This window comes from Pseudomonas sp. JL2 (assembly GCF_031570495.1).
In the GTDB taxonomy this organism is placed as follows: domain Bacteria; phylum Pseudomonadota; class Gammaproteobacteria; order Pseudomonadales; family Pseudomonadaceae; genus Aquipseudomonas; species Aquipseudomonas rhizophila.
In genome coordinates, this window is record NZ_JAKUDH010000006.1 from 223874 (window position 1) to 237481 (window position 13608).

The 13608-nt window shown below is 60.9% G+C and carries 11 protein-coding genes and 2 pseudogenes; 10 read left to right on the plus strand and 3 right to left on the minus strand.

The window, feature by feature from the left end; all coding sequences use genetic code 11:
- Positions 1 to 417 precede the first annotated feature (417 nt).
- From MKS85_RS11475 to MKS85_RS11490, 4 genes are read left to right on the plus strand one after another with little or no spacing between them, the layout of a single operon-like run.
- On the plus strand, positions 418 to 1275 hold the full coding sequence (locus MKS85_RS11475; RefSeq protein ID WP_139049722.1) for a sugar phosphate isomerase/epimerase: 858 nt from the start codon (positions 418 to 420) through the stop codon (positions 1273 to 1275).
- Entirely contained in the window at positions 1268 to 2317 is a 1050-nt protein-coding gene (locus tag MKS85_RS11480; RefSeq protein WP_139049723.1) for an isopenicillin N synthase family oxygenase, read from the plus strand. The genes MKS85_RS11475 and MKS85_RS11480 overlap by 8 nt, the downstream gene beginning before the upstream one ends.
- Positions 2318 to 2340: 23 nt before the next feature.
- Positions 2341 to 3138, plus strand: coding sequence for a transporter substrate-binding domain-containing protein (locus tag MKS85_RS11485; RefSeq protein WP_139049724.1), 798 nt, complete (start codon positions 2341 to 2343; stop codon positions 3136 to 3138).
- A gap of 49 nt (positions 3139 to 3187) precedes the next feature.
- On the plus strand, positions 3188 to 4729 hold the full coding sequence (locus MKS85_RS11490; protein ID WP_139049725.1) for an amino acid ABC transporter permease/ATP-binding protein: 1542 nt from the start codon (positions 3188 to 3190) through the stop codon (positions 4727 to 4729).
- Positions 4730 to 4906: 177 nt separating this feature from the next.
- On the opposite strand, the gene MKS85_RS11495 is transcribed toward MKS85_RS11490, so the two are convergent.
- Both MKS85_RS11495 and MKS85_RS11500 read right to left on the minus strand, forming a co-directional pair.
- Complete coding sequence (locus MKS85_RS11495; protein WP_047229677.1) at positions 4907 to 5605, minus strand: SDR family oxidoreductase; 699 nt, start codon at positions 5603 to 5605, stop codon at positions 4907 to 4909.
- Positions 5606 to 5668: 63 nt separating this feature from the next.
- Positions 5669 to 6880, minus strand: a complete 1212-nt coding sequence (locus tag MKS85_RS11500; RefSeq protein ID WP_305466191.1) for a multidrug effflux MFS transporter — start codon at positions 6878 to 6880, stop codon at positions 5669 to 5671.
- Positions 6881 to 7042: 162 nt separating this feature from the next.
- Here MKS85_RS11500 and MKS85_RS28940 point away from each other — a divergent pair.
- A pseudogene (locus tag MKS85_RS28940) lies at positions 7043 to 7204 on the plus strand (TetR/AcrR family transcriptional regulator); the annotation flags it as partial.
- A 585-nt stretch (positions 7205 to 7789) separates the two neighbouring features.
- Entirely contained in the window at positions 7790 to 8155 is a 366-nt protein-coding gene (locus MKS85_RS28945; RefSeq protein ID WP_409078010.1) for a MarR family winged helix-turn-helix transcriptional regulator, read from the plus strand.
- Here the strand turns inward: MKS85_RS28945 and MKS85_RS11510 are convergent.
- Positions 8124 to 8422, minus strand: a pseudogene (locus MKS85_RS11510) (hypothetical protein); the annotation flags it as partial. The gene MKS85_RS28945 and the pseudogene MKS85_RS11510 sit on opposite strands and share 32 nt — an antisense overlap.
- Before the next feature lie 71 nt (positions 8423 to 8493).
- Between MKS85_RS11510 and MKS85_RS11515 the strand changes: the two are divergent.
- The 4 genes from MKS85_RS11515 to MKS85_RS11530 all read left to right on the plus strand — a co-directional run bounded on the left by MKS85_RS11515 (position 8494) and on the right by MKS85_RS11530 (position 13428).
- The gene (locus MKS85_RS11515; RefSeq protein ID WP_310662867.1) at positions 8494 to 8841 is read left to right on the plus strand and encodes a hypothetical protein; all 348 of its coding nucleotides are present in this window, start codon (positions 8494 to 8496) and stop codon (positions 8839 to 8841) included.
- Between the two features lie 626 nt (positions 8842 to 9467).
- Positions 9468 to 9974 carry a sigma-70 family RNA polymerase sigma factor gene (locus MKS85_RS11520; RefSeq protein WP_310662868.1) on the plus strand — a complete coding sequence of 169 codons (507 nt, stop codon included), beginning with the start codon at positions 9468 to 9470 and terminating at the stop codon, positions 9972 to 9974.
- Positions 9971 to 10897, plus strand: coding sequence for a FecR family protein (locus MKS85_RS11525; RefSeq protein ID WP_310662869.1), 927 nt, complete (start codon positions 9971 to 9973; stop codon positions 10895 to 10897). The genes MKS85_RS11520 and MKS85_RS11525 overlap by 4 nt, the downstream gene beginning before the upstream one ends.
- A gap of 131 nt (positions 10898 to 11028) precedes the next feature.
- Positions 11029 to 13428 carry a TonB-dependent receptor gene (locus MKS85_RS11530; RefSeq protein WP_188251096.1) on the plus strand — a complete coding sequence of 800 codons (2400 nt, stop codon included), beginning with the start codon at positions 11029 to 11031 and terminating at the stop codon, positions 13426 to 13428.
- Positions 13429 to 13608 lie beyond the last annotated feature (180 nt).

Sequence of the window (13608 nt, forward strand, 5' to 3'; positions counted from 1 at the left end):
CTTCCGGCGGATGGCAAGAGGTCCAGCTAAAGCGATGTGTCCTTGGTGCCTGTAACGCTGGCACCGTAGGGCAGTCATTGGGGGTACTTTAGGGGCAAGGATCTGACGTCAGAGTGACCGGAGGCTGACAGGAACATGTCAGGCGGTGGGCTGGTCGGCTTTGGTCCAGGCGTCGTTAGGAAACGCACGATAGACGTGCACCGGCGTCCCGGGTTCACGCACCAGGTCGATGTTAGTTCATGGATTTCTGAACTAACTATTTGCTACAGCCTATTCAATCATTTGTCACGATGGCCTTAGGATCCTCCACACGGGACCGCCGCCATCAGAGCAGCAGCCCGCAGCAGCCCCTTTTCGACTGCCCAGCAACGCCACCAGCCCAATCCGCCAGTGGCCCGACGCAGTCGAGAGGAATGCATGAAGCTAGAGATTTTCCGTACCTTATGGGGCTATACCGCCGGCCATTCATCCGCCCTGGATGAACTGCTCGCCGCCGGTTTTGATGGGATCGAAGCACGCCTGCCACTGCAGGCCAATGAGCGTGGCGAATTCGGCGCTTTCCTGCACAGCAATCACGTCCCCTACATTTGCACCCTGTTTAGTGCTTACGATGTCTTGCCTGATCAGCGCGCCACGCCTGCCCAGCACTTGGTCGACATCGATTGTAAGCTCGGCTGGGCCTCGGAGCTGACACCCCGTTTCGTCAATCTGCTTGCAGGCAATGATCGCTGGCCTCTGGCGCAGCAGGTCGAGTTCTTCGGTCAGGCCCTGGAGCTGGCCGCCAGGCATGGGGTGTTCTGCAGTTTCGAGACTCACCGCGCCCGCTCCCTGTATAGCCCTTGGGTAACTCTGGAACTGATTCGCCAACTGCCGGAACTGCGTTTCACCAGTGACATCAGCCATTGGGTGGTGTGCTGTGAGCGGTTACTGGACGACCCGGCCGACGATCTGTCGTCCTTCGTCGAGCGCGTTCATCACATTCAAGCTCGGGTCGGTTATGACCAGGGCCCGCAAGTTTCCCATCCCGCCGCCCCGGAATATGCCCGTGAACTGGTATTTCACCAGCGTCACTGGGAGGCCGTCTGGGCTTCTCAATTTCAGCGCGGCTATGCAGTCAGCACCCTGACCCCGGAGTTCGGTGCCGACGGGTATCTGCATCACTTGCCCTTCACCAACATGCCAGTGGCCGATCTCTGGACCTTGAACCAGTGGATGGCGCGAACCGAGCGCGAACACTTCAACCGTTTTACCTGTGAAGGAGCCCACCATGAATAAGACTTCGCTGACCCAGGCCAACTTCAATCGCATTCCGGTGGTGAACATCGCCGGCCTCTTCAGTATCGAACTGGAGCATCGCCTCGCCGTGGCCGAGCAACTGGGGCGTGCCGCCAGCGATGTGGGGTTTCTGTACATCACCGGGCACGGCATTGATCCGGCACTGATCGAGGACCTGCGCCAGGCGAGCGAGGATTATTTCGCGCAGCCCCTGGAGACCAAGATGCGCCATTACATTGGTGCCTCGGAAAGCCACAAGGGCTTCGTGCCCGAAGGTGAGGAGGTGTACTCCAAGGGCAAGCCGGACCACAAAGAGGCCTTCGACATCGGTTTCGAAGTACCGGTGGACGATCCGCTATTCCTGAGTCGAACGCCGCTGCTGGGCCCGAACCACTGGCCCGACGTGCCGGGTTTTCAGGCTGCAGTACAAAATTACTATCAGGCCGTGTTTTCCCTGGGCCGCCGACTGTTCGATGGCTTCGCCCTGGCCCTGGGCCTGGAAGAGGGCTACTTCGACGCACTGGTCACCCGGCCGCCTTCCAAGCTGCGGCTGATCCATTACCCCTTCGACGCCACTGCTGTGGATGCTCCCGGCATCGGCGCGCATACCGACTACGAGTGCTTCACCATCCTGCACGCCGATCAGCCGGGGTTGGAGGTGTTAAACGACCAGGATCAGTGGATCGATGCACCGCCAATGCCCGATGCGTTTGTGGTGAACATCGGCGACATGCTGGAAGTCATGACCGCTGGGACCTTTGTGGCCACCGCTCACCGAGTGCGCAAGGTGGCTCAGGAGCGCTATAGCTTCCCGCTGTTTTACGCCTGCGACTACCACACGCTGATCAAGCCGTTGCCGGCATTCATCAATGACGCTCAGGTCTACGAGGCGCTGACGATTGGTGAACACATGTGGAGTCAAGCCCTGCAGACCTATCAATACCTGCGCAAACGCGTCGAGAACGGCGAGCTTGAACTGCCGTCCCGAGCCCGCAAGCCATCGAGCTTCGGTCGCTTGAAAAACACTGCCACTCATTCCTAAAAAAACCAACGGAGCTTCCCAACATGAAAACACCCTACGCCTTGACCCGACTGAGTCTGCTCGCCGCTAGTCTGTTCTGTGCCAGTGCCGCCTTCGCCAGCACCGCGACCCCGGGTGTATTGAAGGTCGGCATGGAAATCACCTACCCACCGTTCGAGTCCTATGACGCCAACAAGAATGTGGTTGGCTCCGACCCGGAGTTGGCCCATTCCCTGGCCAAGGCAATGGGCGTCAAGGCCAACTTCGTCGATACCAAGTTTCCCAATCTGCTCAACGGCCTCAACGCCGGGCACTACGACGCAATCATCTCCGGCATGTACATCACCCCGGAGCGCCAGGCCCAGGCCCGGACCATTGCTTATGCCAACACCGGCGCGGCGATCATGGTGCCCAAGGGCAGTGAGTTGAACCCGCAGGTTCCTGAAGACCTGTGTGGCCTGAAAGTCGGGCTGGAGCAGGGCACCACCTGGGTCGGCAAGTTCCGTCAGTTGTCCAGCGACTACTGCGTCCCGAACAACAAGGGTGCCATCACCGTCAGTGAGTTTCCCTCGGCACCCGAGGTGACGCAGGCGCTGCTGTCAAAGAACATCCAGGCTCAAGTGGAAATTGCCGGCGCCGCGCACATGATCGCTCAGCGTACCAACGGCCGTGTGATCGTCAGCTCGCAGAAGTTGGTTTACCCGCAAACTTTGGGCATCTACGTCAAGAAAGACGCCGACGCGACCTATCAGGCGCTGGTCAAGGCGTTGGCTGAGAGCAAGGCCAACGGCGAGTACGCCGCCATTCTCAAGGCGTATGACCTGGAACCAGTCTCTGAGTAATGCCTGAAACCGCGCCCTCGATCGGGGGCGCGGCTTGCGCGAGGTGTCTATGCAATTCGATTGGGCTTACTTTTTTTCGCTGTTCTCCATGGCTGACTTCTGGGCGGCGAGCCTGACCGTCATCGAACTGAGCACCCTGGCCTGGTTTCTGGGCATGCTGCTGGGTTTCGTCCTGGCATCGGCCAAACTGTCGAGCGTGCGCTGGCTGCGCATACCCGCATCACTCTACATCTGGTTCTTTCGCAGCATTCCGCTGCTGGTGCTGGTGGTCTTCGTCTACAACCTGCCGCAGTTGCTGCCCGGTGCCGGGCCGGTGCTGTCGGTGCCATTTTATTCCGGCCTGTTGGCGCTGGTGGTCACTGAGGCCGCCTACATGGCAGAAATTCATCGTGGCGGGCTGATTTCGATCGCCAAAGGCCAGAAGGAAGCGGGCCGTGCCCTGGGACTTGGGCTGCTTGGCGTGCAACGGCTGATCGTTATTCCTCAAGCGTTTCGTATCTCACTGCCGACGTTGATTAACGAATACATCACGGTGGTCAAACTGACCTCGTTGATCTCGGTGATTTCACTGACCGAACTGCTGACTGTCGGCCAGCGCCTGTATGCCCAGAACTTCCTGGTTATGGAGACCCTGGCGGCTGTGGGCGTGTACTACGTGCTGATCGTTACAGTGTTTGGCTTTGCCTTGCAGCGTCTGGAACGTTACCTGGACCTGAACCTGCGTACACCGCAAACCCTGGAGAGCGCCTCGACACAAGTGCTGCGTGACAGTCTGGCACCTAGGGTATCGAGCAAGGTCAGCCTCCCAGCCAAAGGTGCGGCCCCGGCCCTGCACCTGCAGGACGTGCACAAACGCTACGGCGATCATCATGTGCTCAAAGGTATCGACCTGAAGGTGCAAAGCGGCCAGGTGATTTCCATCATCGGCCCGTCCGGCTCCGGCAAGACCTCGTTGATCCGCACCATTAATGGCCTGGAACGCATCGATCAGGGTGAAATCCTGTTGTTCGGGGAGGGCTTCATTAATGCCGAGGACAAACCGGATGGCTCTCGGGTTCGTCAGGGCGTGCAGCGCATCGGCATGGTGTTCCAGAACTTCAACCTGTTTCCGCACCGGACACTGTTGGACAACATCAGCCTCGCCCCTCGTTATCATGGCGTCAGCCGCACACTGAGCGAGCAACGGGCCTGCCAGTTGCTCGACAAGGTCGGCCTGCTGGCCCACGTTCACAAATATCCGCATCAACTGTCTGGCGGCCAGCAACAACGTGTGGCGATCGCCCGGGCCATGGCCATGGACCCGGACATCCTGCTGTTTGACGAACCGACCTCGGCGCTGGACCCGGAACTGGTCGGCGAGGTACTTACGGTGATCGCCGACCTGGCTCGCGAAGGCATGACCCTGCTGATTGTCACTCACGAAATGGAATTTGCCCTGTCGATCTCTGACCGGGTGATTTTCATGGAAAACGGCAACGTGCAGCTGGATGCCTCGCCACAGGCAATCCGCGAAGGGCATGGCGCCCAACGGGTGCGACGGTTTATCGGGTTGGAAGAATCAGAGGAGGAGCGTTGCCTGTTGATGAGCTGAATTGAGCGCGTTTGGTCGCATGATCCGCTTTATGCCGTGGGCTTTTGACCGTCCCATGGGGGTGTTTGGCCTGCCGGTGCAAGTTCATTGCGGTCGTGGCTGCCAATGCGATAAGGAGATTGCAAAGCCCAGATGAGCCGGCGATGAAAGCTGCCGGATCTTTCGGGTCACCCGGTTTTACGATATCGGTCGCAGGTAGATACCGTTGCTCAGATTTTGCTTGAGCTGCTGGCTCGTCTCGTCCGCCAACACTTCCGGCTGGTCGTTGGCAACGCCATCCAGTGCGCGCTGGACCACATCGTGAGGGTTTGCCTTTGGCACGCCTTCGATACCGCGCGTCATGTCGGTGTCCACGAACGCAACATGCACGCCCACGACCAGGGTGCCCTGACTTGCCAATCGCAGGCGCAGGCCATTGGTAAGCGACCAGGCCGCCGCTTTGCTTGCCGAATAGGTAACGGTGGTGGGCAGGTTGATCCAGCTCAGGGCCGAGTGCATGTTGACGATTGCACCACCGCCGTTGGCGGCCAGGATCGGTGCGAAAGCCAGGCTGATGGCGAGCGGGGCGACCGCGTTGGTCTCGAACTCGTGGCGAAGGGTTTCCAGGCTAATGCTGTCATGCGCTTCGCCGCTGATGCCGGCGTTGTTGATTAGCAGCGTGAGGTCGTGTGCCTGTTCAGTCGCCGCCGCGATATCTTCGGGACGGGTCACGTCGAGTTTGATTGGCACCACGTTGGCCTGGGCTTCGAGAGTGGCGGGGTCACGTGCCGCGGCATAGACCTTCGCGGCACCCGCCGCGAGCAGTGCTTGCACGAAGGCCTTGCCCAACCCACGGTTGGCGCCGGTCACCAGCGCCACGCTACCTTTGATCTGCATGTTGATTCTCCAGTTGTTGGTCATGACGCAAACAAGAAACGACGCCTCAGCGCTTTAGCGTGTTTATTTCGCGAGACTGCCCCGTAGAAGGAACAGCGCCAGTGCGATCAGACAGGCTGTCGTCTGGACACCGCCCAGTGCTGTAACCGGTGCAAGCGTCAGCACCGAAACCAGCCAGGTTGTCAGTGCCGCCGCCCCCATGGAAACAAAGCCCAACAGGGCGGAAGCCATTCCGGCTTCCTTACCAAAAGGTCCCATGGTGATGGCCGTGCCCAGCGGATTGGCCAGGCCCATGCCCCAAAGAAACGTGACCATTGAAAGGGCATACCACCCAAGGCTCGGATCGGCCGGGCCTGCGAGCAGGAGCCCTCCGCCCGCCATGGCACAGGCAATGCCCAGCGTGGTAATGAGTCTTGGGCCGTAGCGGTGCGCCAGGCGCGGGGCCGCCATGCCGGCTGCGAACACAACGAACACCGTGCAAGCGAAGTACAGGCCCGTCTGCAACGACGTCAGGCCGATCCCTTTCATCAGAATAGCGGGGGCGGCGGCGAACGATGCGAACAGTCCGCTCATCAGCAGGCTCATCGAAAGGGCAGGTAGGATGAAGCGCTTATCCAGCGTCAACCGCCGATACGCGAGCACCACGCTCTTGGCTGAATGCGGCGCGCGGCGGTCGGCGGGATGGGTCTCGCCAAGGCCGCGAACGTAGAAGAAGGCGAGCGCAACGGCGGCCAGCCCTACCAGGATAAAAATCGCCCGCCATCCAAGCGTGACCGACAGCAGGCTACCCGCCAGTGGTGAAAAACCTGGCGCAGCGGCGGTGGCAATCATGGTCAGCGACAACGCGCGAGCGAGTGCTTCTCCCTCAAACAGATCCCGTGCAATTGCGCGCGACAGCACTGAGGCGGCACACACGCCCAATGCCTGGATGACGCGTCCTGCAATCAGCGTATCGAGGGTGTTGGCAAGGCCTGCGATGACGGTGCCCACCACGAAGATCGCGAGTCCGCCCAACACCAGCTTCTGGCGCCCATAGCGGTCAGCCAGTGGCCCGACCACCAACTGGCCCAGTGCGAAGGTGATGAAGAAGCTGGATAGCGTCAGGCCAAGCGCGCGGGCGTCCACTCCCAGGTCTTCACCGATGACGGGGAATGCCGGGAGGATGATGTTGGTGGAGAGCATACCGATAGCAGCCAGGCCAGCGAGCAGTGCCACGATTTTTCCGGTCAATGGCTGGATGGCCTGGACGGGGGCATTCACAAAAGTTGTCGTCATGGATTTACATCCCTTGGCGCTTATGGAAGCGGTAGTCGTGGAATTGGCCGTCAGGCGGAAGTCGGCCCGCACTCTGGCTACGGCGTATGATGGTTGTCATATTTTCAGCCAAGCATGATGATCATCATGTTATTCGTCAAGCATAAATATCGAGGTCCACCGATGAGATATCCTGCAAGCCAGACTGCAGAACGGCGCGAGAAAATCCTTGAGGAGGCCTCCCGGTTGTTTCGCGGCAAGGGCATCGCAGGGGCGAGCATTGCGCAGGTCATGAAGGCATCGGGCCTGACTCATGGCGCGTTCTATGCGCACTTCGATTCGAAGGATGCGCTGGCTTGTGCCAGCCTTGAACATGCGATGGACCAGTTGGCGCTACGGCTGCGCGACACTGTCTCCAGCAGCGATACGCCCAAGCAAGCCTTTCTGGACAGGTACCTAAGTCAGGGTCACCGCGACCACCCGGAAGCAGGCTGCGCAATGCCTGCGTTGGCCATTGATGTCGCACGGGAACCGGGGATGCGGCGTTCGTTCACGGGCCGGGTCGCCGGAATGATCGAGTCGTTCAGCGCCAGTCTTCCCTGGCGGCGTGACCGATCCAGGGAAGACCAGGCGATCGGTTTCATGTCGGCGATAGTCGGCGCCATGGTGCTCGCCCGAGCGGTCGACGATCAACCGCTGTCCGACCGCATTCTTCAAGCGACACGTGACGAACTGCTTGCGGGTGAGCAGGCTGGGGCAGCAGCACAGGCCTTGGACAATATCCCCGACATCAGCCGACCCGTAGCCCGGAAAATATCTAGTGAGCTAGATAATGTTGGGCTACAAAAGCGAGTTCCTGCCAAAAAGGCTGCAGTGCAACGGGAAGTCGGAACCCAACTGTCCTTTGCTCTGTACGGTGCCGCCAATCGGATGATTCGCCTGCACAAACCCTTGCTGGAGCCCCTTGGGCTGACGTTCCCCCAGTACCTGGTCATGCTGGAACTGTTCACGGACGCGCCCAGGACCGTGGGCGATCTGGGCGCTGCACTTGGGATGGATACCGGGACGATCACGCCCTTGCTCAAGCGTCTTGAAGTGTCGGGCATGGTGACTCGAGCCCGCGACAAAAGCGACGAACGCCGCGTGCTGATTGCGCTTACCGACACTGGGAAAGGCCTGCGCGAAGAGCTTTGGGCCGTCACGGACAAGATCAAGACCGCCTGTCAACTGACTGAGGATGGGTTGGAAGCTCTTCGCGGCACGCTTAAGGCCTTTGCGCGTCCCGCTGGCGAATGAGGGCAGCTCTTGCGAAGATAGGCGTCGATGCGGCAAGTGCATCCTTCACGTCCAACCGTTTAGGCAACAGCTTGTTGGCATAAAACAGATCTGCTGTGGCCTGCTGCGCTTCGATGATTTTTTCATCCATGGGCAGTACCGGTGACGGCTGCCGATTATCCACGTAACGAGCGATCACGGCTTCGGGCAGCCCCATGGATTGAGTCAGCACCCGAAGGCTTGCTTCTCGTTGCTGCGAGTCAGGGCTTCGGCTGCGGTAAGCTCATCGTTTCGCGGGTAACGCGATACCTAATTCAATGTGTCAAGATTCGGCCACCAAGGATGAGTACCCATCGAATATGCCTACTCTGACCTCCAATGCCGATTTCATGCAGCTTGCCCTTGCCCAAGGGCGCTTGGCCTTACCTGACTGCCTTCCAAACCCGCCAGTAGGTTGCGTGCTGGTAAACAGCGGGGTCGATAAAGTTTTTGTTGGATTGCTTGATCCCGATCCAAGAAACTCGGGAGCGGGCATAAGAATGCTACGAGATGCAGGCATTACAGTCGTTGTCGGCTTACTGGCGGAGGAAGCTGCTGAGGACTTAGCTGATTTTTTGGTAAGTAATTGCGGTGGATCGTTGGATCGCAATGATCAGCAAATCGTTAGTCCCTCAGCGCAAGATGGGATGCTCGGACGGTTACATTGAAAAGCATGTGGCTGGCGACGATCGTTGCTTGCGTCATCAGTGTGAGCTTTTGGCTGGCGGCGTCATGGTTGGCCGGAGTGAATGAGCCTTGGGACGCGCAATGTTATTGGGCTGTTCTATATCCTGCGTCCCTGGCGCTGACATTGACGCTTGGTCTGCTGTTTCAAAAACGCGGATGGCTGGCAGGCCCTATCGTAATGTTCGGGCAGATTCCGTGTGTGATGATGACATCTGGAGCGGGGCCGCTACTGGCAGTTGGCATTTTGTATTGCATTTTGCTTTCGATCCCAGCAGTGATGCTGTCTTGGGGCACGTGCGCGATCTATCGGCGGCTCGCCGCTAGCTGATGCAGATCGAACCGTGGTGAGCGCGCGGGGCGCAATTGTCCAGACGCCAATTTGGTACATGGGTGACCAGCCAGCTTACTGCCCCAGCGACCATCGTTTGCCCGCTTCTGGCCTAGAGTATGGTCTCTCAATAACGATCCCTATCGTAGTCTCCCGATTGGTTGCCCCTGATTGTTCCACTGTTGGTCATAACCAACGAAATATCGCAAACGCCTCATTAATTGAAAGTCATTATCATTTGAGATATTCTCGCGGTTCTTCCTCGCTTGAGTCGCTTGCGTGTCCTGGCCACCTGATCCTCATTCCGCTGACGGCGAGTTCGAGAGCCATTCGAGCGAGCTGCTGAGCTTCCTCACGCGGCAGGTGAAGTGCGCAGAACTGGCAGCCGACCTGCGCCAGGAGACTTGGTTGCGCTTTCGCCGGCGCGAGTCCGGGAAGGAGATCGGCAATCTTCGTGCTTTCCTCTATCGCATCGCGCGCAACCTGATCATTGACTACCGCCGTCAGCAAAAATCGCGCCCTGTCGAAGAGGAGATATCCGTCGAATTGGTCAGTGCCCAGCCTGGTCCGGAGCGAGCGGCAAGCGACGCCCAGCGCCTGGAGCTATTGCAGCGCGTAGTCCAGGATTTGCCACCGCATCTGCGTCAGGCGTTGTTGTGGAATCGCCTGGACGGGCTGACCCAGCGTGAGATCGGCGAGCGCCTGGGTGTCTCGGAAAGCATGGCCGGACGTTATATTTTGAAGGCCCTCGAACACTGCCAGCAGCAGATGGACCCGCAGCCGTGACTCATCCTTCGCTTCTCGATCAGGCCCGGCAATGGCAGGTGTTGCTGCATTCTGGTCGCGCCACCGCTGCCGATCGCGAGGCCGCGCATGCCTGGCGCCAGGCGGCGCCCGAGCACGAGCAAGCATTTCGTGAGGTGGAAGGGCTGTGGTCTTTGCTCGGCCAGATAGAACGTCCGGCCGAGCAGCCTCAGGTGCGCGTGATGCGTCGCCATCGACGTTGGGCGACTCCGCTGGCCTGCGCCGCGATGCTGTTGCTCGCCCTGTGGCTACCGCGCGGCACCTGGATTGGCCTGTATGCCGATATCAGCACCCAGCCGGGGGAGGTGCGCGAGTTGCGTCTGGCAGATGGTTCGTTGTTGACCCTCAACGGTGATTCGGCGCTGGACTGGCAGTTTGTCGACGGTCGCCGCGAGGTCAGGCTGTACCGCGGCGAGGCGGATTTCCAGGTAGCCCCTGACCCGGCTCGGCCGTTCACTGTCACTGCCGGCGAAGCGCGCATACGCGTCACCGGCACGCGCTTTGATGTGCGTCTGGAGGAGGGCGGTGTCGACCTCGCGGTCAGCGAGGGCCGAGTGTTGGCCTCCAGCGAGGGGCGCGAGCCGCTGCCGGTGGTCGGCGGGCAACAGGTGCAGTGGCGCGGTGGGGAGTTGCAGGTGCCGCAGGCATTGGATGCGCGCCAGCGCTTGGGCTGGCAGCGCGGCAAGCTGATATTCCGTGACAGGCCACTGGAGCAAGTGTTCGCCGAACTTGAGCGCAGCCAGTCTGCGCGCGTGCTGTTTGTTGACGAAGCCGCTCGCAGGGTACAGGTGACCGGTGTGTTCGCCCTCGACGATCCACAGGCGGTGTTAAGTGCTGTTGAAACCACCTTGCCTGTGCGTCTGGTGCGCTTGCCGGGGTTGATTCTGGTCGCGTCACGCCGCTGAGACTCGCGCCGCGCCTGGGCCTTCAAGAAAACAGAAAATATTTAGGCGGCGATGGTTCAGAAATCATCGGCCCCTTCGTCTTCTGTTCCTGCAAATGCGACTTCTTCGCATTGATAGCCAAGGACATCAGCATGCGGTCGACCCCCTTCCTCGCGGCGCTAGCCGTACTCCCCCTGGCCATGGCTGCCGCACAGGCGCAAGCCGTACAGCTCGACGTGCCCGCCCAGCGACTCGACGCGGCGCTCATCGATTTCGCCGAGCAGGCCGACGTGCGTCTGCTCTATGAGGCCGGCCTGACCCGTGGCAGTGGTGTGGCGCAGGCGCTCAAGGGCGACTATTCGGTGGTCGACGGCCTGCAGCGGTTGTTGGAGGGCAGTGGCCTGAGCTTCCAGACTGGCGACGACGGCACCATCACTCTGGTGCCGCTGCCCGAGCAAGGTGTGTTGGAGCTGGGCTCCACCACCATCAGCGGGATCGCCGACGGCCGTGTCGATCTGCCGGCGGAGTACGCCGGTGGGCAGACGGCGCGGGGTGCCCGCATCGGCGTGCTGGGCAACCAAGACATGCAAGATGTGCCTTTCGCCTTCTCCAGTTACACCTCCGAGCTGATTGAGACGCGCCAGGCGCAGACCCTGGCCGAGGTGCTGGCCAGCGATCCGGGCGTGCGTCAGTCGTTCGGCTTCGGTAACTTCTCCCAGGTGTTCGTTGTGCGCGGGTTCCAGCTGTTCAGCGACGATATTGCCTTCAACGGGCTGTACGGTATTCTGCCGCGACAGATCATCTCCACCGAGTCGGTCGAGCGGGTCGAGGTGTTCAAGGGGGCTAACGCCTTTGTGAATGGCGTGTCGCCGTCGGGCAGCGGTGTCGGCGGGGCGATCAACGTGGTCTCCAAGCGTGCCGAGGACAGCCCCACGCGCCGCGCCACCTTGGACTATGCCAGCGACAACCGAGTGGGTGGGCACCTCGACCTGGGCCAGCGCTTTGGCGAGGAAAACCGCTTCGGCGTACGGGTGAACCTGGCCCAGCGCGAGGGCGAGACAGCGGTGGACGAGGAGCACTCGCGCTTCAGTCTCGCCACCCTCGGCCTGGACTACCGCGGCGACCGTCTGCGACTGTCTGCGGATCTCGGTTACCAGAAGCAACGGGTCAACGAGGGGCGCTCGGTGGTCTATCTGACCACGACGGGGCCTACCAGCACTCTCAACGGCAAGACGCCGTCGGCACCCGACTCCGACCACAACTACGCGCAACCCTGGAGCTGGTCGCAACTCGAAGACACCTATGGCATGTTCAGCGCCGAGTACGACCTGTCGCCCACTTGGACGGCATACCTAAGTGCAGGCGGCAAATACACACGGGAGAACGGTATCTACGCCTCCAACTACGTCTACGGCGCGAACGGCGACGCACGTATCGGTCGCCTCTATTCGCCGCTGGACCAGGAGACCCTGAGTGCCGTAACGGGGCTGCGCGGCGAACTCACCACCGGGCCGGTCAGTCACCGCATCAACCTGGCCGGCAACGGCATCTGGCAGGAGAAGCGCAACGCGTTCGAGTCCACCGCGGCGGGCAGTCGCGGCTTCGGCAATCTGTATGAGGGCCAGCCCATCGCCGAGCCGCCGGCCACCAGCATCTCCGGCGATATTCACGACCCGGACACCACCGCCAAGGTGCAGAACCGCAGCCTGGCGGTGTCCGACACCCTGGGCTTGCTCGACGACCGCGTGCTGCTGACCCTGGGCGTACGCCGCCAATCCATCAGCTCCGATGCCTGGAGCGCGGCCAGCGGTGCCCGCACCTCAAACTATCAGGAAAGTATCACCACGCCGGCCTATGGCCTTGTGATCAAGCCCACCGAGTTCCTGTCGCTCTATGCCAACCGCGTCGAGTCCCTGCAGCAGGGGCCGACCGCGCCGGGCGCCGCGCTCAACAGCGGCGAGATGTTCGCGCCCTATCGCTCCAAGCAGATCGAGATGGGCGCCAAGCTTGACTGGGGCACCTTCGGCGGCAGTCTCAGCCTGTTCCGCATCGAACAGCCGCAGGGCGTGCTCGGCGGCGACGGCTATTACCGGGTGGATGCCGAGCAGCGTAATCGCGGCGTGGAGCTGAGTCTGTTCGGCGAGCCGCTGGACGGCCTGCGCCTGCTGAGCGGCGCCACCTGGACCAAAGCCGAGCTGCGCGGCACAGCCGGCGGCCGCGACGATGGCAACCAGGCGGTGGGTGTGCCGCAGTTCCAATTCAATCTGGGCGCCGACTGGGATGTGCCCGGCTTGTCCGGGTTGAGCCTGAACGGCCTGCTGCTGCGCACCGGCGGTCAGTTCGTCGACAGCGCCAACGAATACAGCATCCCTGCCTGGACCCGTGTCGACCTCGGCGCGCGCTATCGGACGCAACTGGAGGGCCGCGCACTGACCTTCAACGCGATGCTGGAGAACGTCGCCGACGAGAACTACTGGGCCTCTGCCAACGGTGGCTACCTGACTCAAGGTGCGCCGCGCACGCTCAAAGTGTCGGCCACCGTTGATTTCTGAGTTTGCCCACGATAAAGAGGGCGCCGTTGCAAGCTGTGCGAACACGCTAAAGGCGATTTCACCAGACGCTCCGAGAGGCTGCATTCGCGGCCTCTGTCGTCGTTGCTGCGATCGCACCAGAACCAGTCATGGGGTAGCGTCAAAGAGGGCGGTGAATTCGCCCTTGACGCTTTTGACCTG

Coding starts and splice junctions, on each gene's coding strand:
- MKS85_RS11500 (WP_305466191.1), bottom strand. CDS start 6,880: ATGACGACAACTTTTGTGAATGCCCCCGTCCAGGCCATCCAGCCATTG.
- MKS85_RS11515 (WP_310662867.1), top strand. CDS start 8,494: ATGCCTACTCTGACCTCCAATGCCGATTTCATGCAGCTTGCCCTTGCC.
- MKS85_RS28945 (WP_409078010.1), top strand. CDS start 7,790: ATGATTCGCCTGCACAAACCCTTGCTGGAGCCCCTTGGGCTGACGTTC.
- MKS85_RS11485 (WP_139049724.1), top strand. CDS start 2,341: ATGAAAACACCCTACGCCTTGACCCGACTGAGTCTGCTCGCCGCTAGT.
- MKS85_RS11475 (WP_139049722.1), top strand. CDS start 418: ATGAAGCTAGAGATTTTCCGTACCTTATGGGGCTATACCGCCGGCCAT.
- MKS85_RS11490 (WP_139049725.1), top strand. CDS start 3,188: ATGCAATTCGATTGGGCTTACTTTTTTTCGCTGTTCTCCATGGCTGAC.
- MKS85_RS11495 (WP_047229677.1), bottom strand. CDS start 5,605: ATGCAGATCAAAGGTAGCGTGGCGCTGGTGACCGGCGCCAACCGTGGG.
- MKS85_RS11480 (WP_139049723.1), top strand. CDS start 1,268: ATGAATAAGACTTCGCTGACCCAGGCCAACTTCAATCGCATTCCGGTG.
- MKS85_RS11530 (WP_188251096.1), top strand. CDS start 11,029: ATGCGGTCGACCCCCTTCCTCGCGGCGCTAGCCGTACTCCCCCTGGCC.